Annotated in this window: 17 protein-coding genes; 5 read left to right on the top strand and 12 right to left on the bottom strand. The window is 60.1% G+C overall.

Annotated features, from left to right (window positions below; all coding sequences use genetic code 11):
• Positions 1 to 10 precede the first annotated feature (10 nt).
• From HP15_RS17725 to HP15_RS17735, 3 genes are read left to right on the top strand one after another with little or no spacing between them, the layout of a single operon-like run.
• Positions 11 to 1,039 carry an iron ABC transporter substrate-binding protein gene (locus tag HP15_RS17725; protein WP_041645779.1) on the top strand — a complete coding sequence of 343 codons (1,029 nt, stop codon included), beginning with the start codon at positions 11 to 13 and terminating at the stop codon, positions 1,037 to 1,039.
• On the top strand, positions 1,012 to 2,034 hold the full coding sequence (locus HP15_RS17730; RefSeq protein WP_081449850.1) for a FecCD family ABC transporter permease: 1,023 nt from the start codon (positions 1,012 to 1,014) through the stop codon (positions 2,032 to 2,034). Before HP15_RS17725 ends, HP15_RS17730 begins: the two co-directional genes overlap by 28 nt.
• A complete protein-coding gene (locus HP15_RS17735; RefSeq protein WP_014578736.1) occupies positions 2,034 to 2,822 on the top strand; it encodes an ABC transporter ATP-binding protein in 789 nt (262 codons plus the stop codon). The genes HP15_RS17730 and HP15_RS17735 overlap by 1 nt, the downstream gene beginning before the upstream one ends.
• Before the next feature lie 5 nt (positions 2,823 to 2,827).
• Here HP15_RS17735 and HP15_RS17740 read toward each other — a convergent pair whose 3' ends face one another.
• A complete protein-coding gene (locus HP15_RS17740) occupies positions 2,828 to 3,775 on the bottom strand; it encodes a LysR substrate-binding domain-containing protein (protein ID WP_014578737.1) in 948 nt (315 codons plus the stop codon).
• Between the two features lie 228 nt (positions 3,776 to 4,003).
• Here HP15_RS17740 and HP15_RS17745 point away from each other — a divergent pair, with 228 nt between their 5' ends.
• Complete coding sequence (locus HP15_RS17745) at positions 4,004 to 4,954, top strand: DMT family transporter (RefSeq protein ID WP_014578739.1); 951 nt, start codon at positions 4,004 to 4,006, stop codon at positions 4,952 to 4,954.
• Here HP15_RS17745 and HP15_RS22405 read toward each other — a convergent pair.
• The 11 genes from HP15_RS22405 to HP15_RS17800 form a co-directional block, all read right to left on the bottom strand.
• Positions 4,911 to 5,366: a hypothetical protein gene (locus HP15_RS22405; RefSeq protein ID WP_169702181.1), complete on the bottom strand. Its 456-nt coding sequence runs from the start codon at positions 5,364 to 5,366 to the stop codon at positions 4,911 to 4,913. The genes HP15_RS17745 and HP15_RS22405 overlap by 44 nt on opposite strands.
• Positions 5,367 to 5,573: 207 nt before the next feature.
• Positions 5,574 to 7,262 carry a phosphoethanolamine transferase gene (locus HP15_RS17755; protein ID WP_081449851.1) on the bottom strand — a complete coding sequence of 563 codons (1,689 nt, stop codon included), beginning with the start codon at positions 7,260 to 7,262 and terminating at the stop codon, positions 5,574 to 5,576.
• Positions 7,263 to 7,337: 75 nt separating this feature from the next.
• On the bottom strand, positions 7,338 to 7,904 hold the full coding sequence (locus HP15_RS17760) for a gamma-glutamylcyclotransferase (protein WP_014578741.1): 567 nt from the start codon (positions 7,902 to 7,904) through the stop codon (positions 7,338 to 7,340).
• A gap of 36 nt (positions 7,905 to 7,940) precedes the next feature.
• Positions 7,941 to 8,564, bottom strand: a complete 624-nt coding sequence (locus HP15_RS17765; protein ID WP_008172684.1) for a MarC family protein — start codon at positions 8,562 to 8,564, stop codon at positions 7,941 to 7,943.
• 115 nt (positions 8,565 to 8,679) lie between these two features.
• Positions 8,680 to 9,633 (bottom strand): transglutaminase family protein, encoded by a 954-nt coding sequence (locus tag HP15_RS17770; RefSeq protein ID WP_014578742.1) that lies wholly within the window; start codon positions 9,631 to 9,633, stop codon positions 8,680 to 8,682.
• Positions 9,634 to 9,643: 10 nt separating this feature from the next.
• Positions 9,644 to 12,148 carry a circularly permuted type 2 ATP-grasp protein gene (locus HP15_RS17775; RefSeq protein WP_014578743.1) on the bottom strand — a complete coding sequence of 835 codons (2,505 nt, stop codon included), beginning with the start codon at positions 12,146 to 12,148 and terminating at the stop codon, positions 9,644 to 9,646.
• A gap of 89 nt (positions 12,149 to 12,237) precedes the next feature.
• Positions 12,238 to 15,540, bottom strand: coding sequence for a transglutaminase family protein (locus HP15_RS17780; protein WP_014578744.1), 3,303 nt, complete (start codon positions 15,538 to 15,540; stop codon positions 12,238 to 12,240).
• Positions 15,541 to 15,575: 35 nt separating this feature from the next.
• Positions 15,576 to 16,514 carry an alpha-E domain-containing protein gene (locus HP15_RS17785; RefSeq protein ID WP_041645786.1) on the bottom strand — a complete coding sequence of 313 codons (939 nt, stop codon included), beginning with the start codon at positions 16,512 to 16,514 and terminating at the stop codon, positions 15,576 to 15,578.
• Position 16,515: 1 nt separating this feature from the next.
• Positions 16,516 to 17,976: a circularly permuted type 2 ATP-grasp protein gene (locus HP15_RS17790; protein ID WP_014578746.1), complete on the bottom strand. Its 1,461-nt coding sequence runs from the start codon at positions 17,974 to 17,976 to the stop codon at positions 16,516 to 16,518.
• A 14-nt stretch (positions 17,977 to 17,990) separates the two neighbouring features.
• Positions 17,991 to 19,052, bottom strand: a complete 1,062-nt coding sequence (locus tag HP15_RS17795) for a zinc-binding metallopeptidase family protein (protein ID WP_014578747.1) — start codon at positions 19,050 to 19,052, stop codon at positions 17,991 to 17,993.
• Positions 19,053 to 19,167: 115 nt separating this feature from the next.
• Positions 19,168 to 20,751, bottom strand: coding sequence for a flavin-containing monooxygenase (locus HP15_RS17800; RefSeq protein WP_014578748.1), 1,584 nt, complete (start codon positions 20,749 to 20,751; stop codon positions 19,168 to 19,170).
• Between the two features lie 181 nt (positions 20,752 to 20,932).
• Between HP15_RS17800 and HP15_RS17805 the strand changes: the two genes are divergently transcribed.
• Positions 20,933 to 21,565, top strand: a complete 633-nt coding sequence (locus HP15_RS17805; RefSeq protein ID WP_014578750.1) for a TetR family transcriptional regulator — start codon at positions 20,933 to 20,935, stop codon at positions 21,563 to 21,565.
• Positions 21,566 to 21,665 lie beyond the last annotated feature (100 nt).

Consider the following 21,665-nt stretch of genomic DNA (forward strand, 5'->3'; position numbering starts at 1 on the left):
GGAGACGGCAGTGAAAATCCTCTGTCTAATGCTGGCATTGCTGGCCCTGCCAGCCCAGGCCCGGACCGTCGTGGACAGCGCCGGCCGCAGCGTTGAGATTCCGGACGAAGTGGACACGGTCTTTGCTGCCGGGCCGCCAGCGGCCATCCTGCTGTATATCGTCAAGCCCGAGGCCATGACCGGCTGGCCCCGGGCCCTGCGGCCTGACGAACGCGAGTTCATCGCCGAACCCTATCGGGACCTGCCGGAAACCGGCCGGCTGACCGGCCGCGGCGGCGAAGCCAACCTGGAGCGGGTACTGCAGATCCAGCCCGACCTGATCCTGGATTTCGGGTCGGTGCGCGACACCTATGTGGACCTGGCCAACCGGGTGCAGGACCAGACCGGCATTCCCTACCTGCTGATCGACGGCCGCTTCGAGAACACCCCGGAGGCACTGCGGGTTGTCGGTGAAGCACTTGGTGTGCCCGAGCGGGGCGAAGCCCTGGCCGAGGATGTAGAAGCTACCTTCGCCCGAATCGAACGCATTCTGGAGACTGTGCCGGAGGGCGAGCGGCCCAGAACCTACCTGGCCCGCGGCCCGGATGGCCTGGAAACCGGCATGAAAGGCTCCATCAACACCGAGATCATTGAGCGCGCCGGCGGTCGCAACGTGGCCGATGACGGCGGCGCCACCCGCGGGCTGGTGCAGGTCTCCATGGAGCAGATGATCACTGCCAACCCGGATACCATTGTGACCTGGGATCCGAATTTCTACGGCAAGGTATTTGACGATCCGCTCTGGCAGGGGATTGATGCGGTGCAAAGTGGCCGTGTTTACCTGTCGCCCTCTTTGCCGTTCGGATGGATCGACCGGCCACCATCACTCAACCGCATCATGGGGCTGATCTCGATGACCGGGCTGCTCTATCCGGACGATTGGGAAGGGAACCTGCGGGAAGAGACCCGCGAGTTCTATCGCCAGTATTACCACGTCGATCTCAGCGACGATCAATTGGGGAGGCTCCTCCAGTGGACCGAGGGTCGCTCCGGGGAATAGCCCGGCCAAAGCCGGTGATCTCGCTAGGTGCAGGCCTGACCCTCGGCCTGACGCTGCTGGCGTTTGGCGCGGTGATGATTGGCCCCTACAACCTGACCCCGGGCCAGACGCTGGCCGCGCTGTTGGGTCAGGGTGATACCCAGGCTCAAATCGTCGTCTGGAACATCCGCCTGCCTCGGGTAGCGGCGGCGCTGCTGGTGGGCGCGGCCCTGGCGGCCGCAGGCGCCAGTTACCAGGCGCTGTTCCGCAATCCCCTGGTATCGCCGGACATTCTGGGCGTTTCTGCGGGCGCAGGCCTGGGTGCGGTGGCCGGCATATTCCTGTCGCTGCCAGTGGCGGCCATCCAGGCGTCCGCTTTTGTCGGCGGCATGCTGGCGGTGGGCTTCGTCATTCTGGTGGCCTCGCTGGTGCGCAACACCGACCGAACCCTCACTCTCGTGCTCATCGGGGTGGTGATCGGCGCCCTGGCGGGTGCGGCCACCTCACTGCTGAAGGTCATGGCCGACCCCTACGATCAGCTGCCGGCCATTACCTTCTGGCTGCTGGGCTCCCTGGCTGCCACCACCACCGAGGACATTCTGCCGACCCTGCCAATGGTCCTGATAGGCCTGGTGCCGCTGGCCCTGCTGCGATGGCGCATCAACGTGCTCAGTCTTGGGGACGAAGAAGCGCGGGCCCTGGGGATCGACGTGTCGAAAACCCGGTTTCTGGTGATCGTGGCCGCCACGTTGATCACCGCCAGCGTGACCGCCCTGGCCGGTGTGGTCGGTTGGGTCGGGCTGGTGATCCCCCATATTGCCCGCATGTTGGTAGGTCCCGGCTTCGGCCGGCTTCTGCCAACCTCCGTGCTGATCGGCGCCGGCTACCTGCTTGTCGTGGATACCCTGGCGCGAACCATGGCCCAGGTAGAAGTCCCCCTTGGCATTCTCACGGCCGTCATCGGCGCACCATTTTTCGTCTGGCTGCTGGCACGCGGCCGGCGCGGGTGGTCGTGATGCTGGAAGCCCGCGAACTGGCCATCGGCTACGGCCGGACTCAAATTGGATCCGGCCTGAACCTGAGCGTGAACGAGGGAGAAATACTCTGCCTGTTGGGCCCTAACGGCTGCGGCAAGACCACCCTGTTCCGGACCCTGCTGGGTCTTCTGCCGGCAATGTCCGGAACCGTCACTCTGGGGAACAGGCCCGTCGCCAACCAGACCCCGGCCACCATCGCCCAGCAAATTGCCTACGTGCCCCAGGCACACGCGCCGCCTTTTCCGTTCGAAGCTCTGGAGGTGGTTCTTATGGGCCGGACCGCACGGCTGGGCGTGTTCGGGCAACCGGGGCACCACGATCGGGAAATCGCCCATAACGCCATGGATCGACTCGGCATTGCCAACCTCGCCCACCGTGACTACTCGCGCCTGTCCGGCGGACAGCGCCAGTTGGTACTGATCGCGCGGGCATTGGCCCAGGAGGCACCTCTGATCGTCATGGACGAACCCACCGCCAGCCTGGATTTTGGCAACCAGGCCCAGGTGCTGATGCAAATCGCCAGCCTCGCCCGCGACGTGGCTGCCCGAGGCTGCGGCGTGGTGCTGTCCACCCACGATCCGGACCAGGCCTTCGCCCTCGACGCCCGGGTGCTGCTCATGAAAGACGGCCACGAACTGGCGCAAGGCACCGCTCGCGACGTACTGACCGGCCCCAACCTGAGCGACGTGTACGGTCTTCCCGTGGCAGTGGAAACAACCTCCTCCGGGCGGAAGGTTTGCATGCCGGCGCTGACCAGCCATCATTAGAGCCGTCAGGATGCCCGCAACCGACTCCTGATGGCCTCATCCACCAGCCAGCGTCGCAGGGTCTGGATGCCCCGCTCCTGCCGTCGGCTGGTCTTCCAGGCAAAATAAAAAGTGTCACCGGTTGCTACCGAATGGGACGGCAAGCGCACAAAATCCTCCGAATCCCGTCGGGTACTCAGCATGTAATCGTTGGTCAGGGCCACCCCCTGATGGAACCTCGCCGCCTCCAGCGCCAACAGCATGTGGCTGAAGTGCTGCACCCGAACGCCACCGGGCAGTCGCTCACCCACTGCGTCGTACCAGGCTTGCCAGTCCCCGGTGGCACGGTCAAAAATACTGTGGGTCGATAGCAACGGAAAGCGCGCCAGCTCTTCAGGCGACAACGGCGGCTCATCCCGCACCTCCAACTGATCATCCCGGCCAAGTTCCCGCCGCATCCGCTTCCAGTAATCCTGACTGCAGACCGGAAACAACCGCTCCTCATACAGCTTGTCATAACTGAAAGCCGGGGCATCCGTGCGGATGGTGATAAAGCAATCCGCCACCCGATCCGACAACACCGGGTTACCACTACTCATCTCAAGCGCCAGATCCAGCTGGGGATGCAGCCGCTGCAAGTAAGGCAACCGTGGCACCAGCCAGCGCACGGCAAACGAGCTGAACACCGACAAGCGCAGACGCGACTCCTCATGCCCCAACAACTGCTCACTGGCCCGCTCGATCTGCAACAGCGCTGAACTGACCGCATCCAGGTACTGCCGGCCCTCATCGGTCAGCGACAGCGTCCGTCCACTGCGCCAGAACAACTGCTCGCCCAGGTAGGTTTCCAGCTGCTTGATCTGATGGCTGACGGCACTCTGGCTCACCGCCAACTCATCGGCAGCGAGTGAAAAGCTGTTGAGACGGGCAACGGCTTCGAAGACAGGCAGGGCTTTCAGGGGTGGCAGCTTCATTATCTAATTTTCTAATAGCACATGAATATTGATCATTTTATCGGATATTAGCACTCAAATAGAATTCCTGAGCCAGTTACGGGAGCCCGGGCAGGAAATGGCTTCCGAAAATGCTCGGAGCCAGGGAAGGCGGAGAGCAAGCGTACATGGATGTACTCGCAGCGGTTTTCGGAAGCCATTTGCTGACCGGGCTCATGCACCTAAAGTTGAAGAATTGAGGAGAAAAACATGTCAGGAAAAACCGTAAACAGCGCCATCTTGCTGCTGGTGATCGGCAACGCCATGGCATTGATCTCTGACGTGTTCATCAAACTCCTCGAACCCGGCGCCCCGGTGTTCCAGTTTGCCTTCCTGCGCTGCCTGATCACCCTGGCACTCCTGCTGCCAATGGCCGGGCAACTGGACCGGAAAAACCTGTTCGCCGGCCTGAAAATCCACACCTTCCGGGCCCACATCCACCTGGCCGGCCTGCTGTGCATGGTAGTCGCCCTGGCCAACCTGCCGCTGGCGACCGCTAACGCCGTGTTCTACGCCGCGCCCATCCTGGTGATGGTGCTCTCGGTATTCCTGTTCCGGGAAAAGCTCACGCCGCTGAGTGTCAGCGCTGTGTTCAGCGGCTTTGCCGGTATTGTGCTCATCCTGCGGCCAGTGGAATTCAACTGGGCGGCCGTGGCGGCGCTTGGCTCTGCCTTTGCCCTGGCCATCAACGCCGTGCTGGTCCGAAAACTGCCGAAACAGCAGAGCACCGTCCACAAGTTGTTCCTGAATTACCTGCTGATTCTGCCCGCGGCGGGTGCACTGGCCTGGTGGGAAGGCGCCCAATGGGATTCTGGCATCCTGATCGGTGCCATGGGCTCGGCGCTGTTTATTCTCGGCTACAACATCACCGTACTGCTGGCCTATCGGCAGGTGGATGCCAACCAGGTCACCAGTGCCGAATACACGGGCCTTATCTGGGCCGTGGGGATTGGCTGGATCTGGTTCGGTGAAGTGCCCGATCTGTGGTTCCTGGCTGGCAGCCTGATGATTGTGGTGCCCCTGCTGCTCATTGGTCTGCAGCACCGGCGCAAGGAACCTGCAAGGGGGTTCAACCCGGCCCCGGAGCAACAGCGGCGCCGGAACCAGGAGGAGTCATTCAGTGCCGGGAAGATTCAATTAGCACGTGAGTGTCGTGAATAATCCGACCGATACGGGCCTCCGGCGGCAATCCGTCACCATAGCCGAGTTTGATGCGGTAATGGCCCGAATGGTGACGGTGCCAGTCGCGCCGACGCTCGTATCTGTCGCGATAGACATCCCGCTTGTGTTTCTTGCCCCATCCGCGTTTGTCACCGTGGTACCTGTGGCGATCGTGGTACTTCCGGTCCCATTGATGCTTCTTGTAGTGCCGTGGCTTGTGGTGGTGCCGATGGTGACGGTCGTCCCGATAGTGGGCCTGCAGGGACTTTTTCTGGTGGCCTGGGGGTAGCGCACTCCCCCGCTCATGGTGCGGTTGCCAGCCATGACCGCGGCGGTCATCGTCACCGGCCATCACCGGAGCCGATGCCATCAGGAATGCCGTTACCAGGCTTCCGATCAACAGTCGCTTCATGATGATTCTCCCGTTCTGCTCAGAGACAGATCTCGCATCCGGACCCAGTGCCGGATGCCTCTGAACCCAGATTATCGAAGCGGGAGCGAATGTCAGTGCCTTGGGGCCGGCTTTGCAGGATCTTTACGCAAGGCCCCGTCAGCTTGACGTTTGAATGGCCGGTAGTGTCGTATTTTCTGTCAGAAGGTGAAGAAAACGTTCAGCGCCTCAGGTGGTTCTGCAGTCCTCGAAAATATTGAGCGACGGCTTGATCGCGTCAGTCTTCACATTCATCAGTCCCAGCATGGAGGAGAACAGGTTGTCGTGGCTCAACGGTTGCGATGCGATCCGGTTAACGCACTCGGCATCAATCCGGTTCTCCATCCGGAAACCGTCTGACAACCACACAACCATGGGCACATGGGTCTGGGCCTCCGGCGCCAGCATGTAAGGAATACCGTGCAGGTAGATGCCACCCTCGCCCAGTGACTCGCCATGGTCAGAGACATACACGAGGGCAGTGTTGTAATCCGCCTGCATGGATTTCAGCATGCGCACGGTTTCTCCGAGCAAGCGATCGGTTACCAGAATACTGTCATCGTAGGCGTTGATGATGGCCTGTTGGTCACAACTCTGCAGTTGGTTGCTCTGGCACTCGGGCAGGAACTTTTTCTGGTCCGGTTTGCTGCGCTTGTAGTACTCGGGACCGTGACTGCCAAGCTGATGCAGCACCATGAAATGGTCATTGTTGTCTGCGGCATCGAGCTGCTGATGGGCACCCCTCAGCAGCACCAGATCATCACAGTACTCGCCCTGGCAGAGGTCGGTATCCTCCGGACGAACGGTCGGAATCCGGTCACACATGCCCTTGCAGCCGGAGTTATTATCCAGCCAGATACTGACAATACCGGAGCGGGTCATGACATCCAGGAAGTTATCGCTGTTCTTGGCCACGGCTTCATCGTAATCCGATCTGCCCAGCCACGAAAACATACAGGGCACCGACAAGGCCGTTGCGGTCCCGCAGGAGGATACCCGGGGAAAATTGACCAGTGTTCCGCCCGATTGCCGGGCCAGTTTACTGAGCTCCGGGGTGGTATTGCGCTGATAGCCATTCAGACCAAAATGGTCTGCGCGCGCAGTTTCACCAAGAACAAAAACCACCAGATTGGGTTTGGTGCGATCGGAAACCGGGAGAGAAACCGTCGCATCCAGCCCCACCTGCTGGTATTCCTGGGGAAACTGCGCCGCAGCCACCTTGCTACCCAGCGATGCCAGGGCAGCAACACTATTCACCGGCACCACAAGATCCTTGATGTCGCGGTGATTACGGAACGTTGAAGCCATCTCCTGATAGCTGGTCAACGCCAGTACCAGAATCAGAGCGATATCAACAATGATCGGGGCCAACCAGTGAGTGACCCTTTTCAGGCCCGCCGGCCAGCTCATACGAACCAGAAAAAGCAGCACAATCGGAATCACAAAAAAGAGCGCCATGTGCACAAGCAGTCCGAGGCTCAGCAGGCCGCGAGCCTCCTGCACATCGGTTTCGAACACGTTCTGCAGCATGTGCTTGTCGATCAGCACGCCATACGCGTTCATGAAATACCCACTGAGCGCTGCACTCAAAAACAGAAACACCAGTACCGGCTTCAGGATAAATCGTGCCGAAAACAGGCTGATCAGGAGATGGTTGACCAGCAGCAACAAAAACGCGAGTTTGAACATCAGCATCGGCTGATCAAAGCCGACGTATCGATCAATGGCGGTGTAGAAAGGAACGTTATACAGAGCGGTCAGTGCAAGGGCGCTGATCAACACCAGCCAATGCGGTTTGATTGCAGGCCATTGAAACCGACCGGTTCCGCTATGCACAAACGGCTGCGCGTGAAAAGTGGGTTTTGAGGACAAGCCCATGGGATTTTCCGGGATAAGTGTGATTCAAGGTCTGGTGAGTGTGCTCCCCGAACCTTAAAGCAAACTTAAACGGACTTAGCTCAACTCATCACGCAGGTGGGATTCGATAGCAAAGGTGTGCGGGCAATCGGCACCCATTGCCCTCAGGGACTCTGCAAGGCGCAAGAGATAATCGGCATTCGGGCCACTGGGGCCTGAGGCAGAGGCGATCTGGCGGGCAATATCTGCATCCGGCGCGTGGCCCAGGAAGGCTTCGTTGTCTTCGGTGGCAATGTAAACCAGGCCCTCGGCATGGCTGCCATCGTCGAAACTGAGCGTGATGCTCAGGCGCAGATAGCCGTTCTTTTCACGGACATCCAGGTGCTCGAACACCTTGGGTGACACCCTGAACGCCATGCCCTTGCAGACAGCATTTGGCTTTTCTACCAGGGTAACCACGCGGCCGGGCGCCTCCGGCGTGCCCCGATGATCGTGGGAACCCTGCCAGAACCGCCTTTCCCACCCGCGAATCGAGGCCGGGCGCTGCTCCAGAAAGGGGAAATCCACCTTGTAGATCAGCGAGCCGTAACCAAACAGCCACACCGACTCCACGCCGGAGAAATCGTATCGTTTGCGATTGTGCTCAATGGTATTGGCAGACATCAGACACCCTGCAGCGAAAACCTGTCCCGCGATACTCTAGGTGGAGGCAATGAAACCCGCAATGCCTGTCAGCACGATTTCAGCCGCCATGGCCGAGAGGATCAGACCGCTGATCTTGGACATGATGTTCAGGCCGGTCTTGCCCAGCACCTTCTCCAGGTAGCCGGACAGGTGCAGCAACACCGCGAGGATCAGCAGGCTGGATACCAATCCCAGGAGCCCGCCTGCCACTTCGGATACCCGGTTAAGCTCGGCGCCATACACCATGATTGCACCAATGGTGGCCGGACCAATCATCACCGGAATCGCCAGAGGCACAACGGCAATGTCATCACGGTCCTCATCGGGCAGCCCGGTGGCGTGATTCCGGGTACCACTGGTCACCAGGCTGATGGCGGTCAGGAACAGCAGGCAACCGGCACCGATCCGGAACGAATTCAGCGTGATGCCGATAGCGCTGAACAACAGCGGGCCGGCAAAGAACAGAATCACGCCCATCAGAAAGGCCGAAACGCAGGCTCGGCGGATAATCGATGTTTTCTCGGTTGCTGGCAGGCCCCTGGTCAGCGCCAGGAACATAGTCACCACGAAAAAAGGCGCCAGCAGGAACAGAAAGCGAATGGTGCTGCTGATGTAAGTCGAGAAAAACGTTTCAATCATTCCGTGTCGTCCGGGTGCCATCGAAAGCCAGCAAGCATAGCTTGCTACGCGGCACTCTGCCGTAAGGAAGTGAACGTATGGATAAGCTTAACCACAGCCGGACGGGTGGATTCGGTTAAGTCGACAGTTCTTCCAGATAGGTTTCGCCGTCGCCGTACAGGGACGCGAACTCCTCCTCGGGCACCACGGTCACGGCAATCTCCGGTTCATGTCCACCACCGCCCAGCAGGACACCCCGCATCGGTGTGATATCGGAAAAGTCCCTGCCCCAGCCGAGGGTAATGTGTTCCAGATCCGGCCGCAGGGCATTGGTTGGATCCAGTTCCAGCCAACCAAAATCCGGCACAAAGACGGCCACCCACGCATGGGTAGCATCGGCACCGACGAGTCGTTCCTTGCCCTCGGGCGGATGGGTCAGGATATACCCGCTCATGTAACGCGCGGCCAGGCCCACCGAGCGCAGACAGGCAATCATGATATGGGAGAAATCCTGGCAGACCCCGCGACGGGCCTTGAATGCCTGCTCGACGGGAGTGAAGGTTTCCGTCGCCGTTGCATCGAAGCTGAAATCGCGATGAATCATCCGCATCAGGGCATCGGCCGCCTCCACCAGCGGGCGCCCCGGAAGGAACGCCTCCCGGGCATAGGCGGCGTACTGGGAATCAATGGGCACATTGGTGGAGACAAACCGGAACGCCGTGGCCTGAAGATGGTCTGGCGGGAACTTCCTGTCGGCGCGGTACCGCAGGCTGTCACGCACGGTTTCCCAGGGAACTTTTGCAGCGGCTGCCGAGGGCTTCGGACGCTCACGAAGCTCCACCCAGAATTCGCTGATGATCTCCAGGTACTCGTGGTCGGCGGTGAAATGAATCTTGGTAATCCGGTTGCCAAAACAGTCCAGGAAGGACCGCCTTGCGGAGGGTTCCGGTGAGATCGCCAGGTGATGCTCAAGATTCCGCTGCCAGGGCAACGCCCGCGGCGTGAGCCTCAGCAAATGGTGGGACTCCCCCACCACCTGATCGTACTGGTAGAGGGTCTCATGACGCACATGGTAGCGGACAAATGTCATGACAGGCGCCTCAATCCGGGTTCACAGACCGGTCGGAATACCGGGTGTGAATAAAACACTGCCGCTGGATTTCATCAGACACACGATAGGCCTCTGACCGGATGTCACACAAGAGCTCCGCCAGGGCTTCACAGGCTTTATCCGGGCGTTTGCGCTCAAACGGATGCAAATCAAGCGCTCGCAGCCGCTGCAGCGATTCGTTCAGATCCGGCGGAAACAGCTGACCGGTTTTACGACCCATCTCCGGCAGGTCCTTCTGCAGCTGGCGCAGCTGGAACATCACCGAATGAGGATTGCTTGCGTCTATCACCAGGGTATGGAGTACCCCCAGAAGCTCCGGTGTCCGACGGTACCGGGTGCGGTAGGTGACTTCCGAGTTGGCCACTTCCAGCAGCCACTCGAGCATGGCATGGCGGCTGAACCGGTCGCTGAACAGGGGCACGCAAATCAGCGTACAGAGATTGGCCAGTCGCTCAAGGCGCCGGCCGATCACGAGGAAAACCCAACTGGCATCCCGCGTAATGTCATCCATCGCAAAGCCCGCCAGGGAGATGCAGTCCAGCAACACCAGGTTCAGTGCCCGAATCGACCGGTCCGGCGTGGTTGGCGCCGGGCTCAGGGGCTTACCCACCCGATTGAGCGTGTGCCAGTTGTCGGAAGACAGACGGTCACGGACCTGGCTGGCATTGAACAGCAACGCCTGGAGAATCGACGCAATTGAACCCGGAAATTGCAGGTCACTCACCGCTCTCAACAAGGCGTCGGGAAGCGGCTCGGGGACCGCATCTTCTTCAGGCTCCGGAAGGGTCCCGAATTGCTCGGCGGCCTGTTGCAGCCCGAGCAGGGCTTCTTCACTGGCCTGGTCGTGGCCCGACAGGCGGTTGAACGCCGCCCGCAATAAACGGGCAGTTCCCTCCGCCCGCTCCGAGTGCCGGCCCATCCAGAACAGGTTTTCTCCCACCCGGGAGGGCGTGTCCCGCTCGCCGTCGAGCAGGTCAGACACCTGCAGCCGTTTCTTGATCAGTGACTTGGAGGGGGCCGTGTAGCGAGCCTGTACCCAGGTGTCCTTCGACAGCCCGCCCCGTTGCATGGAGATGACTTCCACACCCGCATCCATGGCGACCCGGGTCAGCCCGCCGGGCATGACCCGCCAGCCGGAGGGTGTGGCCGCCGCAAACAGCCGCAGGCCGATAGACCGGGTGGCCAGCGGCTGCTCCGGATCTCCCTTCCAGACCGGCGCCTGGGAAAGATGAACGAGCTCCTGGCCGACAAAGGCATGGGGATGGGCATGCATCTTCTTGATCAGGGCGTCCCGCTCTGCACCTTTCACCTGGTAACCGAACACCGGCTCCATTCGCATGCTCGCGAAGGCCGGTTTAATGACCAGCTCGTCCAGGTGCTCAATGACATAGTCCAGGGCCGGTTTCTCACCACACCACCAAGACGCCACCGACGGCATAGCCAGAGGCGAGCCCAGTAATTTCTTCGAAATCTCCGGCAAAAACCCGAATAACGCCGCACTCTCCAGTACCCCGGAACCCAGGGCATTTGCCATCAGAACCTTGCCTGCCCGCACCGCACCCAGAAGCCCGGGAATCCCCAGCACGGAATCGGCGCGAAGCTCCAGCGGATCACAGAAGCCATCGTCCAGCCGGCGATAAATGGCGTGTACCCGCCGCAGGCCCTGAAGCGTTTTCAGGTACACCGTGTCATCTCGCACGGTCAGATCCTGGCCCTCGACCAGCGGCAAACCCAGGTAACGGGCCAGGAACACATGTTCGAAATAGGTTTCGTTGAAACGGCCCGGGGTCAGCAGAACGCAAAGCGGTGACTCGGTTCCGGCTGGCGACATGCCCGCCAGACTGTTCTGGAAACCCTGGAAGAATTCAGAAAGGTTGGTTACCGGCAGGTTGTGGAATGGCGCCGGGAACGCCCGGGAAATCACCAGCCGGTTCTGAAGGGCGTAACCGGCGCCGGAGGGCGCCTGGGTACGGTCTGCCATCACCCACCAACCGCCGTCTGGTGCGCGCGCCAGATCTACGGCATACAGATGCAGGAACCGGCCCCCGGCAGGCTGAATCCCCTGGCAGGGCCACTGGAAACCCGCCTGCCCATAGACCAGGGCCGGGGGCATAAGACCTTCTTTTAACAGCGACTGCTCGCCGTATAGATCGGCCAGAACGCTGTCCAGGAGCTCTGCACGCTGGGCGACGGCTTTCGAGAGCCATTGCCACTCATCGGCGCCCAACACCAGCGGCAGCAGATCCACCTCCCAGGGTCGGGTATCGCCGCGGGGGTCTTCATAGACGTTGTAGGTTACGCCATCTTCGGCGATGGCATTGGAAACCGCCTGAGCCCTGAGATTGAGACCGGCGACAGACTCAAGGTTCAGCTGCTGCAACAAAGGCCGCCAGTGCGACTTGGGCCCGGAACCCTCGGTGCCAAGCTCATCAAACCGGTCCGGCACCGGATGGTACTGGCGGAGGATGTCAGTAACTGCTTGCTGCTTCGCCACCTTGAATTCAGGCTCCGTTAGTCAGTGAGCTGGAAGCATAGCCGCTTTCTACTCTCCGGAGCCAGCATCAAACCACACGTCCAGGCATCTTATTTGTGATATCGCAGATCCAGGGTAAACGGAAACTCCCGATGCTCCGGAACCGGCCGCAGGGGCTGTTGCCCCGAGCTGTGTCCCATCCGGAAGAAGCGCGCCATGCGGCGGCCTTCCGCTTCGAACGAGTTCACCGGCAAAGTCTCGAAATTCCGGCCACCGGGATGGGTCACGTGATATTCACAGCCGCCCAGGCTGCGTTCATTCCAGGTGTCCACGATATCAAACACCAAAGGCCCATCCACACCAATGGTCGGGTGCATGCACTGGGATGGCTGCCAAGCCCGGTACCGGACGCCGGCGACCGATTCACCCACCATCCCTGTTGGCTGAAGCGGCAACGGCACCTGATTGCAGGTGATCTGGTAACGATCCGGGGCAGCGCCGCGTACCTTCACCTGCAAACGCTCCAGGGAAGAATCCACGTAGCGGGCGGTGCCGCCGATCGCACCGTGCTCCCCGGTCACATGCCAGGGCTCCAGAGCGGAACGCAGCTCAAGGGTTATGCCCTTGACCTTGTAATCGCCGATCCGGGGGAACCGGAACTCGAAATGGGGCGCGAACCACTCGCTCTCGAGCGGGTAACCCTGGGCCTTCATATCGTCGATGACGTCCTCGAAGTCCTGCCAGACATAGTGAGGTAGCAGGAACCGGTCGTGCAGCTCGGTTCCCCAGCGAACCAGCCCGCTGGGTTTGTAGGGCTGTTCCCAGAATCGGGCCACCAGCGCCCGCAGCAGCAATTGCTGGGTCAGGCTCATGCGGGCATGGGGTGGCATCTCGAAGGCCCGCAATTCGAGCAGACCATGACGCCCGCCCGGGCCGTCCGGGGAATAGAGCTTGTCGATACAGAACTCGGCCCTGTGAGTATTGCCGGTGACGTCCGTAAGCAGGTCCCGGAGCAAGCGGTCCACCACCCAGGGCGCGACTTTTTTGCCCACAGGGCATAACCGCTCCATCTCCCGGAACGCCAGTTCCATTTCGAACACATGGTCGTTGCGCGCCTCATCAATCCGCGGCGCCTGGGAACTGGGACCAATAAACAGGCCGGAAAACAGATAAGACAGGCTGGGATGGTTATGCCAGTAGCTGATCAGGCTGCGTAGCAGATCCGGACGCCGCAGGAACGGCGAATCCTCTGCCTTTTGCGAACCCAGCACAAAATGGTTGCCACCACCGGTGCCGGTGTGACGTCCGTCCATCATGAACTTCTCGGAGGTCAGCCGGCACTCGTAGGCGTCCGCGTAGAGCGTCTCGGTCTGTTCAACCAGCTCGTCCCAGGTTCGCACCGGCTGCACATTCACTTCGATCACCCCGGGGTCTGGCGTGATGCGGAAATGACTCAACCGGTGGTCCGAGGGTGGCTCATACCCCTCGAGCAGGACCGGCTGCTGCAGCTCCTTGGCGGTTTTCTCGATGGCGGAAACCAGGGCCAGGTATGGCTCCAGCTTTTCCAACGGCGGCATAAAAATACGAAGAATGCCCTCCCGGGGCTCCACGCAAAGGGCGGTGCGGACGATCTCGGGTGCCGACTTTCCTTTTTTCGGCGGCGCCCGTTCTGGCGACACCTGCCCGGACTGGCCCCGGCTGTTCCATTGCCGGATTTCCTCGCTGGCAGGCAGCGGGCCACGGGGCGCAAACGGGTCCTGCTCATGGATCCAGGGGTAATCGGCTTCCTCCACCCAGGGCTGGCTGTCCAGGGGCAGCCGGTGCCCCATGGGGGAGCCGCCCGGAATCAGGTAACAGCGCTCACTGCGAAGGAACCACGGACCGGTTTCCCAGGTTTGTTCCTTTTCCGACACACGCAGTGGCAGCACATAGCCGACGGGCTCATCCAGCCCCCGGCTGAAAATCTGCTGAAGCTGCTTGCGCTCCAGGGCATTCTCGAGTTTTGCATCGAAAGGATCGACGTTGACCGGCAGCCGTCGTTCCCGCCACAAGTAATAAAAGGCATCCTCGAACCCCGGGAACAGCTGTTTTTCATCAACACCAAGCTCTTTCGCCAGGGCCGACAAAAACCTGTGAGCATCTTCCGGGCTTGCGTTGCCTTCGATGCGCTCATCCGCCAGCCAGCGCTCGTCCCGCCAGATCGGCTCGCCATCCTTGCGCCAGTAACAGTTCAGGGACCATCGGGGCAGCGGCTCTCCGGGATACCACTTACCCTGCCCGAAATGGACCAGCCCGCCAGCGCCGTAGCGGTCCCGCATCCGGTGATACAGCTCGATGGCCTTCTTGCGCTTGGTGGGGCCCATGGCCTCGGTGTTCCACTCCGGCTCGTCCCGGTCGTGATTCGCCACGAAGGTAGGCTCACCGCCCTGGGTCAGACGTACATCCAGTTCTGTCAGACTTTGGTCCACGTCATGGCCCAGCCCAACGATGCGTTGCCACTGGGCCTCGGTATAGGGTTTGGTCACCCGAGGTGCTTCCCAGATGCGCTGGACGCTCATCTGGTGCTCGAATTCGACCCCGCATTCCTCAACCATGCCGGTAATTGGCGCCGCCGAGGACGGATCCGGGCTGCAGGCCAGCGGGATATGCCCTTCTCCGGCAAACAGGCCGGACGTCGGATCCAGCCCAACCCAACCGGCGCCCGGCAGAAAGACTTCGCACCAGGCGTGCAGATCGGTGAAATCTTCCTCAGCGCCCGAAGGGCCATCCAGTGCTTTCTGGTCTGCCTTGAGCTGAATCAGGTAGCCGGACACAAATCGCGCCGCCAGCCCCAGATGCCGGAGCGTCTGCACCAGCAGCCAGGTCGAATCCCGACAGGAGCCGGAGCCCTTTTTCAGGGTTTCCTCCGGGGTCTGGACACCCGGCTCCATCCGGATCAAGTAATCAATTCGATCAGCAAGGCTCTGATTCACACCCACCAGGAAATCCACGCTGGGGGTTTCCTTGCGGTCTATGGTGGCCATCCACTTACGGAATTCCGGTGTTTCCGGCAGTTTCTGTAAATAAGGCGCCAGCTCTGCCGTCTGCCATTCCTCGTAGTCAAACGGAATGGTCTCTGCCCGGGGTTCCAGAAAGAAATCGAACGGGTTGATCACGGCCATCTCGGCAACGAGGTCCACGGTGATCTTCAGCTCGCCCGTTTTTTCGGGGAACACCAGGCGGGCCAAATAATTGGCCTGGGGGTCCTGTTGCCAGTTAAGGAAATAACCTTCTGGTTCCACCTTCAGCGAGTAGCTGAGGATGCGGGTTCTCGCGTGCGGACAGGGACGCAGACGAACTATCTGGGGCCCAAGGGTGATCGGGCGCTCATAGCAATAGTGGGTGGTATGGCTCAGGGCAACATGAATCGACATGGAACCTATCTCGCAGGCGAATAGAATTGGCAGTTTCAGGCTGTCTCGTAGACAGGAAACCAGGTCTCTGCAATGTCGTCGTGGAGCTCACCGATTTCCAACTGCAGGTTTTCCAGGAACAGGATCACGTCTTCCTTGCGGATCAGCGCATCCACGTCGCCCTCCCGGGTATGACGTACCGCCTGCAACGCGGTGCGTAACGGAATCTCGTTCCTTGGCAGGCGCCCGAGCGCGTTGGCCACTTCGCTGAGGCTGTGCAACACCGACCGCGGGAACGGCTCATTCTGCAGCAGAAAGCGAATGACCAGAGGCCCGCTGACCTTGCGCCGGACATTGTGACGGTACATCTGGAAGGCGCTCTGGTAACGCAACACACTGGTCCACAAGAGCCCGCCGTAGGTTTCGGTGCCATCCCAGCCGTCGAGGAACTGCAGGGCGCCCACTTCAATCTGCCGGGTGGCCATGTCCGCCCGCTCCAGGTTGCGGCCTACCCGGATGAAGTCATACCCCTCATCGTGACTCATGCAACCGGCCAGCAAACCATTGAGCATCTGGCAGCGACCCACGATTTCGTTGAGGAATTCGTACCTCGCCCGCTTACCAACCCCCTGGTCTATGTTCTCCAGGATGTACCGGTACAGCTCGTTGATCACCTCCCAGGCGTCGGTCGGAATCTGGTCCCGGGTGGTGCGCACGTTCTCCCGGGCGGCCTTGATGCAGGAGGCAATGGAGCTCGGGTTGTAGCCATCCGCCATCAGAAACTTCACACAGTTGCGCTCATCGGCCTTCTGATGATGCTGGTCAAACAGCGCCCCCATGCCCGTCACGGCCACCAGTCCCTTCCAGGAAAGCTGGGTTTCCCGGGGCATGTCCAGCGACAGGGAATTAAAGGCCATGATCATCCGGGCGTTGTTCTCGGCCCGCTCAAGGTATCTGGCCATCCAGTACAGTCGTTCCGCTACACGTGACAGCACATCAATTCTCCTCGTCCACGATCCAGGTATCCTTGCTTCCACCGCCCTGGGACGAATTCACCACCAGGGAACCTTTTCGCATCGCCACCCGCGTAAGCCCGCCAGCTGTAACATAGGTTCTCACGCCCTGCAGCACGAAGGGCCGAAGATCCAGGTGCCGGGGCGCCAGGCCCTCGTCGCACAACGTTGGGGCCACAGAGAGACTCAGTGTGGGTTGGGCGATGTAGTTGCGCGGGTTCTTTTTGATCAGGCGCGCGAACTCGGTGCGCTGCTTCTTGGTGGAATGCGGCCCCACCAGCATGCCATAGCCCCCGGACTCGTTCGCGGGCTTGACCACCAGCTCGTCGAGATGCTCAAGGACATATTCCTGATCCTGCTTGTTCACACACATGTAGGTGGGCACGTTGGGGATGATCGGCTCCTCATCCAGGTAGTAACGGATCATGTCCGGCACGAAGGCGTAGATCACCTTGTCGTCGGCCACGCCGGCACCCGGTGCATTGGCGAGGCCAACCTTGCCATTGCGCCAGGCTCGCATCAGACCGGGCACGCCCAGGGTGGAATCGGAGCGGAATACCTCCGGGTCCAGGAAATCGTCGTCAATGCGGCGATAAATGACATCCACACGTTCCAGCCCCTCGACCGTGCGCATGTAGACACAGTCATCCTCGCCAACCACCAGGTCGGCCCCTTCCACCAGTTCAGCGCCCATGCGCTGGGCCAGGAAGGAGTGCTCGAAGTAGGCGGAGTTGAAAATACCCGGTGTCAGCACCGCAATTTTCGGGTGGTCCTGGGGCCGGGGCGAGATTGACGCCAACATGTCGAACAACTGGTTGGTGTAGTCGTCCACCGGCAGGATGTTGGTGTTGTCGAAAAGCTCCGGGAACACCCGCTTGGTCAGCTGACGGTTCTCCAACATGTAGGAAACACCCGAAGGCACCCGCAGGTTGTCCTCGAGAACATACACCTTGCCGTCCTTGTCACGCACCAGATCCGATCCGCAGATGTGCGCCCATACTCCCAGTGGCGGCGTGAATCCGCGGCACTGCTCGCGGAAGTTCTTGGAGTTGGCGAACACGTACTTGGGAATCACCTTGTCCTTGACGATGTTCTGGTCGTTATAGATGTCGTTGATGAACATGTTGAGCGCCGTCAGGCGCTGCGCCAGGCCCTGCTCGATGGTTTCCCACTCACGGAGCGAGATCACTCTAGGAATGATGTCGAAGGGCCAGGCCCGATCGATGTTCTCGCCCTCACTGTAAATGGTAAAGCTGATCCCCATCTCCAGTATCGCCAGTTCGGCAGCCTGCTGGCGCGCCTGGATTTCCTCGGAACCAAGGTTGCCCAGGTAGTCGGTAATCGCCGTGGCCGCCGGCCGGGGCTTGCCCTTGGCGGCAATCAGCTCATCGAAGAAGTCGTTGGGGTCGTAGTTTTTCCAGTCTATCGATTTGTTCTTTTTCATTTGGGGTCCTTTCGTTAACCACCGTGAGCTATTCGGTGTACCAGGCGGAGCTTCTCCACCACCGGAGCCGCAAGCACGAAGGGGTAGGCGTCCTCATGCCCCATGCTTCGGTTAAGGCTGTTGAGCGCAAGCGTCAGGGGTAACCAGTGCTTGATCAGTGCATCGAAATCGTCGGCCTGGTAGGGATCAAACGCAGGGTCTGGTTCGCTGTTCATTACCGGGCGCTGGCGGGCATTCACCCGCATCCCGAATTGCCAGGCAGTCTCTAATGTATCCACCATATGCAGGTAATGTGCCCAGGTCTCGGCCCAGTCTTCCCAGGCATGGCTGCTGGCATAGGCGCTGATGTACCAGCTCTGCCAGTCACCGGGCGGGCCGTACTGATAATGCTGGTCCATGGCCTGCCTGTAGTCCCTGGTGTCGTCACCAAATACTTCCCGCACCGGGCTCAGCCAGGGCCCGGACCGCACCAGCAGGTCCCAGTAGTAGTGGCCGGATTCGTGGCGAAAGTGCCCCAAAACAGTGCGATAGGGCTCGGCCATCTGGCTGCGCATCCGCTCCCGTTCCACCGGGTCGGCCTCGGCAATGTTCATGGTGATCACACCATTGGCGTGGCCGGTTTTTACTTTCGCGCGTTCGTCGAACATCGCCGGCTGGTCAGCCAGAAAATCAAACGCCAGCCCGTACTGGTCCTCATTACGGGGTTCGCAGGGCAGCTCAAGGCGCAACACCGAATACACCAGACGCCGTTTTTCCTTCTCCAGACGCCGCCAGAGATCGTTGTTCTTCGGGATGCTGAGATCGGGGATGGTGCGGTTCAGTCGGCAGGCGACACAGAAGGTGTGGGAGTCCGGAGAAGGGATCAGCCAGTTGCAGGCACCCTGGTTCTGATAGTTGCCACAAAGCCTGTAGAGGTCGCCCCGGGCGACGGCCGCCCAGGTGCCATCATCGTTTGGCTCGATAGCCAGCAAGTCCATGACATCCGGGGCAAAGCCCAGTCCAGACCCACAACTGGTACAACGACTGTTTTCAAAATACAGCAGGTTGGCGCATCGGCCACAGTGAAACAGCTTCATCAGGGGACATCCTTGGCCGAGAGCGGCAAGACCATCCTTTCAGTATTGGCCAAAAGGGCCAAAACGCAACCTGGACACGCCCGAAAGCTGCCCGAAAGTCCCCTGCTGCCAACCGTTAAACGGCCAGAGCCGATTCGCTCTCGCTAACCCCGGATTCTGGTGCACGAACCAGATATTGAGCCGCATCAAAGCGTCGTGTCTGCTGACGGAACTGCCAGGTGAAGCCTGGCCATAATGTGGTGTTCTTGCCGTTTTCGTTCACGTACCAGCTCTTGCAGCCGGTCTGCCAGACTGAATCACCAAGCTTTGCATGAATGGAGGCGTTGTAGCGGCTCTGGGCGTCCTGCCTCACTTCCAGGGTGCTCCATTGATGCCGCTGTTTTTGCTTGAGGGCGTCCAGCACATACTGAATCTGGCTCTCAATCATGTACACCATGGAGCTGTGGCCGAGGCCGGTATTCGGCCCCATCAGCATGAAGAAATTCGGGAAGCCACTGATGGTGGTGCCTTTATAAGCTTCGGCGCCATCCTTCCAGGCGTCCAGCAGATCCTGACTATTACGGCCAAAGATCATGCCCGCGGGAATCGGGTCCTGGGCTCGAAAACCGGTGCCGTAGATGATGCAATCCACTTGCCGCTTGTTGCCCTGGCCATCGATCACGGTGTTGCCCTGCACCTCACGGATACCCTCGGTCACCACATCCACATGGTCTTGGGCCAGCGCCGGATAATAGTTGTTGGAGATCAGCACTCGCTTACAGCCGAAGTGGAAATCCGGGGTAACCTTTTTGCGCAAGGTCTTGTCCGGAATCTGGTTGCGAATATGCCGGCGGGCCTGCAGTTCACCCAGCTTCAGAATACGCGGGTTGCCCACAAAGCCCAGTACCCGCGCCTCAAGCGACCAGTAAATACTCTGCCTGAACGCATTGAGTGTTTGTGGGAACATCCGGAACAGCCGCTTCTCCACTGGCCGGATGGCACGGTCCGGCTTGGGCATGATCCACGGGGGTGTGCGCTGGTACAGGTCTACTTTTGCCGCCTGCTTCGCCACTTCCGGAACAAACTGAATGGCCGACGCGCCGGTGCCAATCACCGCTACCCGCTTGCCACGCAGATCGTAGTCGTGGTCCCAGTCCTGGGAGTGGAAGCGCTTGCCCGTGAAGGACTCAATCCCTTCGATTTCCGGATACGCCGGCGTGCTCAATCCCCCCATTCCGGAAACGAGGATATCGGCCCTCAAGGTAGTGAATTCCGGCAGCCCCTTATCGGTTCGATCCAACCGGTCGCCCGGCTTCACGCCTCTTTCCTGCATGTACGCCCAAAGCGACGGACTATCACAGGTTTCAACAACCCACTGTTGATGGTTCTCATCAAATCGCGCTCCCGCCACGTGGGTGTTCAGCCGGATGTGCTTCATCAGCCCGTATTTCTCGGCGCAATGTTTCAGATACGCCTTGATCTCGTGCTGCTGGGCGTACATCCGGCTCCAGTTCGGGTTCTGCTCGAAGGAGAAGGAGTAGAGTGCAGACTGAACGTCACAGGCACACCCCGGGTAATGGTTCTGGTGCCAGGTGCCGCCGATGTCGTCGCTCTGTTCAAAGATCACGAAGTCGTTGTAACCGGCTTCCTTGAGTTTGATGGCCATGCCCAGGCCGGAGAAGCCGGTGCCGATGATGGCGATCTGTGTGTTCTGTGTCATTGCTGCACTCCTGCGTTGGCCTGCCCGGCCTTGTCTGTTGTTGTCCGGCGGGTCATCATGGCCGGTAGACACATGTATACACAGGTGGGTATACAGCCGTATACCAACGGAGCAGTGAATGGCCTGCGTTGACTCATACTTGGCCCCGCCTGCAGGCCCAACCTCCAAAAATGAGAAAAAGATGAGCGTAATAACCGGCGGAAAGCTGAAACTCATTCAGGCTGCACTTCGGCTGATTACCGAAACCCGGAGCCTGACATCGCTCGGACTGCGGGAGCTTGCCCGGGAGGCGGGGCTGAATCCGAACACGTTTTACCGGCACTTCAAAAGCCTCGATGAATTCGGGCTAACGGTACTGGGTTACATTGCCGAGGAGATGAAAGCCGGAGTACGGGATCTGCGCCAGATGGCCGATTCGTCGGAACAGGCGTCCCGGGATACCGTGGCCTTCGTTTACCACTATTTCCTGGCCAATCCGGCGGCCACCACTGTCGCTGTCCGGGAACTTCATGGCCCCTCGCCGGTACTGCGCAGGGCGCTCGAATCCCAGCTGGAAGCCAGCGCCCAAGAGATGGCCGAGGATATTATCGAGCGTCAACTGGTCAGCGACGTGCCACCGGAGACCATTCATGAAATCTCCCGCATGACCATTCGGTACATTCTGTTCCGGGCGATGGACTACATCGAGAAACCGGCACAGCGGGAAACCATCCAGGCCGAAACCGAGCGTTTCATCAACCGACAATTCCGGGGCGCTATTCTGGACGGCCTGTCGGAATCGTCGATTCAGTCTCTGCGCCACCGCCTTCCCTAGCCTTCGGTACCGTCATTTGACCGTAAAGGTTCTCATTTAGGTATTTCTCAGCAAATCTGATACCATCCCCGGCTACGTAAAAACCGAGATATCCATTGAG

The sequence above is a fragment of the Marinobacter adhaerens HP15 genome (assembly GCF_000166295.1).
GTDB classification, from domain to species: Bacteria; Pseudomonadota; Gammaproteobacteria; order Pseudomonadales; family Oleiphilaceae; genus Marinobacter; species Marinobacter adhaerens.